This is a genomic window from Myxococcus sp. SDU36 (genome assembly GCF_030168875.1).
Classification (GTDB): domain Bacteria; phylum Myxococcota; class Myxococcia; order Myxococcales; family Myxococcaceae; genus Myxococcus; species Myxococcus vastator.
The window spans coordinates 2,319,225-2,326,439 of record NZ_CP077414.1 but is presented as its reverse complement, the minus strand read 5'-3'; the positions used below and the strand labels follow the sequence as shown (position 1 = coordinate 2,326,439).

The window sequence follows — 7,215 nt, the reverse complement described above, 5'->3', positions numbered from 1 at the left end:
GGTGCGTGATGCGCCCGGGAAAGGAGCGTCGCCGCTCAGTCTCCCTCGTACGCAGGGGGCCGTGGAAGCCCACCCGCCCCGCAAAGACAACGGGCAGGCTCCCAGAAGGGAGCCTGCCCGTGTCACTTCCTATCGGCTGGAAGGCCGTGCGCTGCTACGCGCGGACCTCGGGAGAGGACTCGGCCGGCTTCGGCAGCGGAGCCTCCTTGCCCGGCTCGCCGCCCGGGGTGCCCGCCACGCCGAAGGGAGGCGTCTCCAGCGCCGCCCTCAGGACGTCATCCATGTGGGTGACGAAGATGAACTCCAGCTCGTTGCGCGCCTGGTCCGGCACGTCGATCAGGTCCTTGCGGCACCGCTCGGGCAGGATGACCCGCTTGATGCCCGCCCGGTGCGCCGCCAGCACCTTCTCCTTGATGCCACCCACCGGCAGCACCAGGCCACGCAGCGTGGCCTCGCCCGTCATCGCCGTGTCGTGACGCACGCGGATGCCCGTCAGGAGGCTGGTGAGCGCCGTCAGGATGGTGACGCCCGCGGAAGGCCCGTCCTTCGGAATGGAACCCGCCGGGAAGTGCAGGTGCAGGTCCGTCTTCTCCAGGAAGTTCGGGTTGATGCCGAGCTGCTCCGCCTTGCTGCGCAGGTAGCTCAGCGCCGCCGTGGCGCTCTCCTTCATCACGTCGCCCAGCTGGCCGGTGAGCGTCATGCCGCCCTTGCCCGCCATCTTCGTCGCCTCGATGAAGAGCAGGTCGCCACCCGCCGCCGTCCAGGCCAGGCCCGTGGCCACACCCGGCACCTCGGTGCGCTCGGCGACCTCCGAGTAGAACATCTCGGGCCCGAGGATCTCCTTCACCCGGTCTGGGTTGATGGTCTGCTTCTCCATCTTCCCGCCGGCCACCTCCACCGCCACCGCGCGGCAGATGTCCGCGATGCGGCGCTCCAGGTTACGCACACCGGCCTCGCGCGTGTACGCGGTGGTCAGCGTGAGCAGCGCCTCGTCGGTGATTTCGATGTGGTCCGGGCTCAGCCCGTGCTCCTTGAGCTGCTTGGGCACCAGGTGGATGCGGGCGATGCTCTGCTTCTCCTCGAAGGTGTAGCCCGTCAGCTCGATGATCTCCATGCGGTCCCGCAGCGGACCGGGGATGGGGTCGAGCTGGTTCGCCGTGGCGACGAACATCACCTTGGACAAGTCGAAGGGCACGTCGAGGTAGTGGTCGCTGAACGTGTTGTTCTGCTCCGGATCCAGCACCTCGAGGAGCGCCGCGCTCGGGTCGCCACGGAAGTCGGCGCCAAGCTTGTCGATTTCGTCCAGCATCATGACCGGGTTCTTCGTGCCGGCCTTCTTCATGCTCTGGATGAAGCGGCCGGGGAGGGCGCCCACGTAGGTGCGACGGTGGCCGCGGATCTCCGCCTCGTCGCGCACGCCGCCCAGCGACAGGCGCACGAACTTGCGGCCCGTGGCCTTGGCCACGCTCTGGCCCAGCGACGTCTTGCCGACGCCCGGCGGACCGACGAGGCACAGGATGGGGCCCCGCATGTCGTTCTTCAGCTTGCGGACAGCCAGGTACTCCAGGATGCGCTTCTTCACCTTCTTGATGCCGAAGTGATCCTTGTCCAACTGCTGGCGCGCGTTCTCGATGTCGAGGTTGTCCTCGGACATCTTCGCCCACGGCAGGTCGGCGATCCAATCCAGGTAGGTGCGCGCGACGGTGTACTCGCTGGAGGCCGCCGGAATCGTCTTCAGGCGGTTGAGCTCCTTGTTGGCGACCTTCTCCACGTCGGGCGGCAGGCCGGCCTTCTTCAGGCGCTCCTGCAGCTCGTCGAGCTCCTCTTCCTCCTCGCCCATCTCCCCCAGCTCTTCCTTGATGGCCTTGAGCTGCTGGCGCAGGTAGTACTCGCGCTGGGTCTTCGACATCTCGCCCTTCACGGCGGAGTCGATCTTGTTGGAGAGCTTGAGGATCTCCCGCTTCCGGTTGAGCAGCTCCAGCACGAGCTTCATCCGCGCCTTGAGGTCCACCGTCTCCAGGACGGCCTGCTTCTCCTCGATGGGCACGTCCACGTTGGCGGCGATCAGATCCGCCAGGTGGCCGGGGTGGGTGATGCTCTCCACCAGCTCGGTGGCGGCGGCGGGCAGCTCGGGCATCAGCTCGATGACCTCGCGCGCCAGCTTCTTGAGGTTGATGCCCAGCGCCTCGACTTCCACGTTCTCCGAAGAGGTCTTGTCCTCCACGGCATCCACGCGGGCCTTGAGGTAGGGCGCCTCCTGGACCAGCTCCACCACGCGGAAGCGGGCGAGCCCCTGCACCACGAGCGAGTAGTTGTCCTCGCCCATCTTCAGGAGCTTCACGATGCGGGCGACCGTCCCCATGGTGTAGAGGTCGGCGGCACCCGGATCTTCCTCTTCGGCGCGGCGCTGGGTGACGACGCCGATGACCTGGTCGTCACGCACGGCGTCCTTGATCAGGGCGATGGTCTTCTGGCGGCCGACGGCCAGCGGAAGCACTCCGCCCGGGAAGAAGACGCTGTTGCGCAGGGGGAGGATGGGGAGCACCTGCGGGATGTCTTCCTTGTTGATGAGCCCCGGAGGGGCCATCGCGGTGGGCATAGCGCTCGCAGCGGTGCCCTTCTTCTTCTCATCGGACATGGAGTTCAGCCTTTTCCCTTCGACAACCAGTGAACATTTCCAGGTTTTCTGCGGCGGATGAACCAACGTAACAACCAAAACGGACATGGCAAACGCAGTGTGCGCTTTTCCGCCCCCCGTCACATCTCCAGGGTTCCTCGGAAGTCTCGCGTCTGGACGGAGGGTGGGGCATGATCACCCCTCTAGCATCTGATGCGGCGCCCCGCCGGGGTGCGCAGCTCTTCGAGAGGCCCCCCATGAAGCGCCGATCCTTCGCCCACCTGCTCCTGCTGCCGTCTCTCTTGTGGACGTCGTGCCGGTCGCCCGTCGACGAGCCGGGCTCCAACCTCCCCGGGAGGTGCGAGAGCGAGTCCCCCGTCATCGCGCCACAGAAGACGGACATCCTCTTCGTCATCGACAACTCCGGCTCCATGGAAGAGGAGCAGAACGCCATCGCCACCGAGCTGCCCGCCTTCCTGGAGGCGCTGAAGGAGGGCAGCGGCGTCTCGCAGGACTTCCGGGTGGGCGTGATCACCACGTCCGTGTACCGGCTGGCCATGTTCCAGGGGCAGACGACCTTCCGGGAGTACGCCAATGAGGCCGGCCGGCTGCAGCGCGTGCCGGACGCGGCGGGCAACCCCACCGACGAGCGCTTCATCGACGGCACGGATCCCTACGTGCTGGAGAAGTTCCGGCGGCTGGTGATTCAGGGCACGCAGGGCAGCGGCCAGGAGACGCCCTTCGAGGCGGTCCGGCTGGCCGTGACGGAGCCGCTGGTGTCGACGCCGGGAGCGGAGAACGGCAACGCCGGGTTCCTGCGCGACGGCGCTCGGCTGCTGGTGGCGGTGGTCACCGACGAGGAAGACTGCAGCACCACCCAGCGCCCCCCTCCGGTGTGGGTGTCCGACGACACGTCCATCGACAACTGCAGCGAGCAGGCCCATCTGCTGACGCCGGTGGAGGAGTACTTCGCCACGTTCCAGCAGCTCCGGGATTCAACGGGGGCCTCGCGCCAGGTGCTCTGGGCCACGATTGGTCCGGTGGCGCTGTCCGACAAGCGGGCGGAGCTGATCCGCGATGTGACACCCGACGGTGTCTTCGTGCGCAACGTCGACTGCCCGACCTCCTACGGTCCCGGCCACCGGCAGCGCGCGATGGCGGGGATGTTCGACCAGGGGCTCGACAACCTCGACTCCATCTGCCGGGACAACTACCGCGACACCCTGCTGCGCATCGCGGAGCTGGCCACGGTGGCGCAGAGCATCGAGGTGGTGAACCTGCCCGACCCCCGGCTGGTCCAGGTGGAGTTGACGCGCGCGAACGACGAGGTGGAGCGGTGCTCGGTGGCCGCGGGCGACCTGCGCTACGAGGCGTCCACGGAGGCGTACCCGGCCCGCCTGTTCTTCCAGTCGAGCTGCCTGCGCCGCGCGGACGACAAGAAGGTGGAAGTGAAGGTCCTCTGCGCCGGCTGAGCCTGGAGGACCCGCGCCAGCGGGTCTGATCCACGCACCCACCGCCATGCGTCCCATGAAGGCGCATGTCAGACCTCCGAGGATAGTGGACGACCGCCCCACCGGTCGTCCGGTCCGGAGGGGACTGGCGAGGAGGCGAGATGCGCGCGGCGGAGCAGCGAGTGGGAGTGGCGCAGGGGACGGGCTCGGTCGTGGAGCAGCTTCGGGAGCGGATCCGCCAGTTGCAGGCGGCGCCCCGGCGCTACCTGGCGGTGCTCCGCACGGGCCTGTCGGCGGTGGACGCCTTGCTGCCGACGGGGGGCCTGCCGCTGGGGCAGGTGGTGGAGCTGTGCGGCGAGGCGGCCTCGGGGCGCACCAGCCTGGCGCTGCACGCGGTGGCCGCGGCGCACCAGGAGGCGCGGCTGTGCGCCTGGGTGGACGGCCCCCGGGAGCTCTACCCGCCCTCGGCCGCGGCCCTGGGCGTGGACCTGGAGCGGCTGCTCATCGTCCGGCCCCAGAATCCCGAGCAGCGCATCTGGGCGGCGGTGCAACTGGCCCGGAGCGGGGCCTTCACCTGCGTGGTGCTGGACCTGACGCGCGGAGTGAGTCCCGGCGGGCGCGCGTGCCGGGTGGCCCTGGCGGAGGCGCGCAAGCTGGCGGACGCGGCGGCGCGCGGCGGCGGATTGCTCCTGCTGCTGACCTCGCCAGAGTCCCCGGCGGACGGCGGGGTCCGGCTGCGGACGGAGGCCCGGGACGGAGATGGCTGGTCGGTGGAGGTGGTGCGCAGCCGGCAGGGGGGCACGGGCGCGCGGGCGGAGCTGCCGTGGAGCGCGCTGTACCCGGCGCTGGGGCTGGAGGGAGGCGGCCGGCTGCTGGACGTGGCCGAGGACGCGGAGGACGACACGCCGGACTTCCTGCGAGCTCAGTCCGGAGCGCTGCGCAACGGGCTGGGCATCCTGGGCCAGCGTCCTGGCCGTGACGCGCCCATGCCACCCCTGCGGCAGGGACTGGCCGCGGCCCCGCCGGCGCACTGAGGCACGACATGCGCAGGGCCTATCTGCACCTCACCCGCTTCCCGGTGCAGCGCCGGGTGGTGGAGTCCCCGGAGCTGGCGGGCCGTCCCTTCGCGCTGGTGGAGGCGGTGCGTGGCCAGCGCCGCGTGGCCTTCGCCTCCACCTCGGCGCTGAAGGCGGGGGTGCGCCCGGGGATGACGCTGACGGCGGCCACCGCGCTGGAGCCGGGGCTGCGGCACTTCGAGCACCGCCCGGAGGACGAGCTGCGCGCGCTGACGGCGCTGGGGGAGGCGCTGCTGCCACTGGCCCCGGGCTTCCAGCTTTGCGCGCCGGACGGCTTGTGGCTGGACGCGGGGGCCGCGCACCTGTGCGACGGCGAGGAAGGCCTGGGCGCGCGGCTGCTGTCGCTGTGCGCCGAGCTGGGCTACCGGGCGCGCGTGGTGGTGGCCTCGGAGGCCTTCACCGCGCGCGCGGTGGCCCGGCATGGCGCGCGCCGGGTGGAGGTGGTGGCTCCGGGGGACAGCGCCCGGGCCCTGGCGCCGCTGCCGCTGTCCGCGCTGGAAGGCCGCGAGGGGGCGGCGTTCTCCGCGCTGGGCCTCACCACGCTGGGCGAGGTGGCGGCGCTGCCCGCGGGGGCCGTGGCGGCCCGGGGCGGCGCGGCGGGCGCACGACTCCACGCGCGGTGCCGCGGGGAGGACGACACGCCCTTCGTCCCCGCGGCGCTGGAAGCGGTGCTGGAGGAGCGCGTGGTGCTGGACTTCCCGGCCGAGTCCTTCGAGCCGCTGCGCTTCGCGCTCAAGACGCTGACGGACCGGTTGGGCGCGCGGCTGTCCGGGCGGTGCCGGGCGGCGGTGCGGCTCACCTTCACGCTGAAGCTGGACCCCTCGGGGCAACGGCAGGTGACGCTGACGCTGGCGCGGCCCACGGCGCGAGCGAAGCTGCTGCACGAGCTGGCGCGGCACCGGCTGGAGGAGCTGCGGCTGGAGCACCCGGTGGCGGAGGTGTCCGCGCGGGTGGACGAGCACTCCGAGGACGGAGGGCAGCAGCTCGCGCTGGGGGACGCGCCGGAGGGCGACGCGGCGCTGGAGGTGGTGCTGTCGCGGCTGGCGTCCACGCTGGGGGAGGCGTCGCTCTTCGCGGCGGGCCTGGCGTCGGTCCACCGGCCCGAGGCGGCCCATGGAGCACGGGCCTTCCGGCCTCCGGAGGCGCGGCGGGGCCTGTCCGCGGAGCTGCTGGAGCCAGGGGCCCAGCGCGGCGCGGTGCCGGCGGCCTCACGGGAGCGGCCCTCCCGGTTGCTGGCGGAGCCGGCGTGCCTGGACGCGGAGGTGGCGGAGTCCGGGCGCTTGCTGGCCGCGCGCATGGGGGGCCGGCGGCACCGGGTGACGGCGCTCACGGGGCCGGAGCGGCTGGGCGGGGAGTGGTGGTCACAGACACCCTTCCAGCGGGACTACTATCGGGTCCACTTCGAGGGGCTGGGCCCCGCCTGGGTGTTCCGCGACGGACGGGATGGACGCTTCTACCTCCAGGGACTGTTCGACTGAGGCCCGGCGGGCCAGCATAGTGGCCCCGTACCCGTCTCCCAGGTTCCCCGTCATGCGCGTCCTCCGCCCCGCGGCCGTCCTGCTGTGCCTCCTGCTCGCTTCGTGCGCTCCGCGTCAGGTCCGCCCGCCAGGGGCCCTGCGCAAGGTGGTGGTGGTGGTGGGCTCCCGGGTGGACGCGCTGCCGACCTTCACGTACCGGCAGGACATGATGGGGGAAGGCAACCCCCGTTCGGTGCTCGTCAGCCAGGCCCAGGCCACGCTGGGCGAGCGGGGCTTCGAGGTGGTGGGGACGCGCATCTCCCAGTCGCCGTCACCCACCATCCACGAGGTGGTGGCGATGATCGACGACAACGCGGCCGAGGCCGGAGTGGTGGTGGTGCTGAACTGGGTGGACGTGACGTCCGCCCAGTTGATGGGCCGCGCGGAGGTGCTGCTGGAGACCGGCGTGGTGGGCCCCAACGGAAAGCTGCGGTGGAACAACTCCACGCGCACCGTCTCCACGATTGGCATGTACCAGGCGCAGACGGACCTGCGCTCCTACCTGCGCAAGGCGGTGGTGGAGGCCATCCAGGCCATTCCGTGAGCCCCGGGCG

General features: G+C 71.1%; 5 protein-coding genes. 4 read left to right on the top strand and 1 reads right to left on the bottom strand.

Annotated elements, in window-relative coordinates; all coding sequences use genetic code 11:
* Positions 1-154: 154 nt before the first annotated feature.
* Complete coding sequence (lon, locus tag KGD87_RS09090) at positions 155-2,638, bottom strand: endopeptidase La (RefSeq protein ID WP_284667071.1); 2,484 nt, start codon at positions 2,636-2,638, stop codon at positions 155-157.
* 236 nt (positions 2,639-2,874) lie between these two features.
* Here lon and KGD87_RS09085 point away from each other — a divergent pair, with 236 nt between their 5' ends.
* The 4 genes from KGD87_RS09085 (at position 2,875) to KGD87_RS09070 (ending at position 7,205) form a co-directional block, all read left to right on the top strand.
* Positions 2,875-4,089 carry a vWA domain-containing protein gene (locus KGD87_RS09085; RefSeq protein WP_284667070.1) on the top strand — a complete coding sequence of 405 codons (1,215 nt, stop codon included), beginning with the start codon at positions 2,875-2,877 and terminating at the stop codon, positions 4,087-4,089.
* 140 nt (positions 4,090-4,229) lie between these two features.
* Positions 4,230-5,102 (top strand): ImuA family protein, encoded by an 873-nt coding sequence (locus KGD87_RS09080; protein ID WP_284667069.1) that lies wholly within the window; start codon positions 4,230-4,232, stop codon positions 5,100-5,102.
* 8 nt (positions 5,103-5,110) lie between these two features.
* A complete protein-coding gene (locus KGD87_RS09075; RefSeq protein WP_284667068.1) occupies positions 5,111-6,622 on the top strand; it encodes a Y-family DNA polymerase in 1,512 nt (503 codons plus the stop codon).
* 52 nt (positions 6,623-6,674) lie between these two features.
* Positions 6,675-7,205: a hypothetical protein gene (locus tag KGD87_RS09070; protein ID WP_284667067.1), complete on the top strand. Its 531-nt coding sequence runs from the start codon at positions 6,675-6,677 to the stop codon at positions 7,203-7,205.
* The last annotated feature ends 10 nt before the right edge of the window (positions 7,206-7,215 follow it).

Bases quoted from the DNA above. Each gene is read 5' to 3' on its own strand.
- lon (WP_284667071.1), bottom strand. From the start codon at position 2,638: ATGTCCGATGAGAAGAAGAAGGGCACCGCTGCGAGCGCTATGCCCACC.
- KGD87_RS09085 (WP_284667070.1), top strand. From the start codon at position 2,875: ATGAAGCGCCGATCCTTCGCCCACCTGCTCCTGCTGCCGTCTCTCTTG.
- KGD87_RS09080 (WP_284667069.1), top strand. From the start codon at position 4,230: ATGCGCGCGGCGGAGCAGCGAGTGGGAGTGGCGCAGGGGACGGGCTCG.
- KGD87_RS09075 (WP_284667068.1), top strand. From the start codon at position 5,111: ATGCGCAGGGCCTATCTGCACCTCACCCGCTTCCCGGTGCAGCGCCGG.
- KGD87_RS09070 (WP_284667067.1), top strand. From the start codon at position 6,675: ATGCGCGTCCTCCGCCCCGCGGCCGTCCTGCTGTGCCTCCTGCTCGCT.